Origin of the sequence: Kitasatospora sp. NPDC007106 (genome assembly GCF_040634455.1) — a bacterium.
Taxonomy (GTDB): domain Bacteria; phylum Actinomycetota; class Actinomycetes; order Streptomycetales; family Streptomycetaceae; genus Kitasatospora; species Kitasatospora arboriphila.
In genome coordinates this window covers 1-1,020 of record NZ_JBEYFP010001474.1, presented here as the reverse complement: position 1 = coordinate 1,020, position 1,020 = coordinate 1, and the positions used below count along the sequence as shown (strand labels likewise).

At 78.9% G+C, this 1,020-nt stretch carries 1 protein-coding gene and 1 pseudogene; both read right to left on the bottom strand.

Going from position 1 to position 1,020, the window contains the following annotated elements:
• Window positions 1-190: pseudogene (locus tag ABZ641_RS39395) on the bottom strand (adenosylcobinamide-GDP ribazoletransferase); the annotation flags it as partial.
• 1 nt (window position 191) lies between these two features.
• Window positions 192-1,020: nicotinate-nucleotide--dimethylbenzimidazole phosphoribosyltransferase (locus tag ABZ641_RS39390; RefSeq protein WP_359989566.1), on the bottom strand; the 829-nt coding region annotated here is incomplete at its 5' end.

Below are 1,020 nucleotides of genomic sequence, written 5' to 3'. Positions count from 1 at the left end.
CGACCGCGCCGAGCGGCCCGCCCGCCCGCCACGCGGCGAAGGCCCCGGCACCGGCCGCGATCAGGCCGAGTACCGCGCCGACCACCGGGGCGACGAGCATCGCCCGCCCGGCCGTCGGCCGGTCCCAGCGGTCGACCCGGACCGGCAGCACCGAGAGCGTGCCGAAGGCGAAGCGCAGCCCGTCCGGCACGTCAGCCGAGGCCCAGCAGCTCCGCCGCGGTGGGCAGCTTCGCCGGCGGCCGCGGCTCGGCCTTCGCGGCGGCCGGCACCTCGCCGGGCTCCGCCAGGGTGTCGGAGGCGGCCTGCAGCAGCGGCAGCGCCAGCAGCGCGCCGACGCCCTCACCGGCCTTGACGCCGAGCTGCTGCACCGGGGTCAGGGTGAGCCGGTCGTACGCCTTCGCCTGCGCGGGCTCGCCGCTGTCCTGCCCGGCCCGCCACCACTCGGGCGCCCGGAAGGCGACCCGCTGGGCGACCAGGGCGCAGGCCGCGGACACCACGCCGTCGAGCACCACCGGCAGCCGGCGGACGGCGGCCTGCAGCAGGAAGCCGGTGATCGCGGCGAAGTCCGCGCCGCCGGTCGCGGCGAGCAGCGCGAGCTGGTCGCCGAGCACCGGCCGGGCCCGCCGCAGCGAGTCCCTGACGGTGGCGCACTTGACCATCCACACCCGGTCGTCGACGCCCGAGCCGCGCCCGGTGACGGCCGCCGCGTCGGTGCCGCACAGCGCGCCGACCAGGACGGCGGCGACCGTGGTGGACCCGGTGCCGATGTCGCCGAGCAGCACCAGGTCGGTGCCGGCGTCGGCCTCCTCGTCGGCGATCGCCATGCCGGCCCGGAAGGCCCGGGAGGTCTCCTCGGCGGTCAGCGCGTCCTCGACGTCGATCCGGCCGGAGCCGCGCCGCACCCGGTACTGCGACACCTCGGCGGGGAACTCGTGCGGCTCGGCGTCGACCGCCATGTCGACGACCCGCACGGCCGCGCCGTAGCGGCGGGCCAGCAGGGCGACCGGCGCGGTGCCCTCC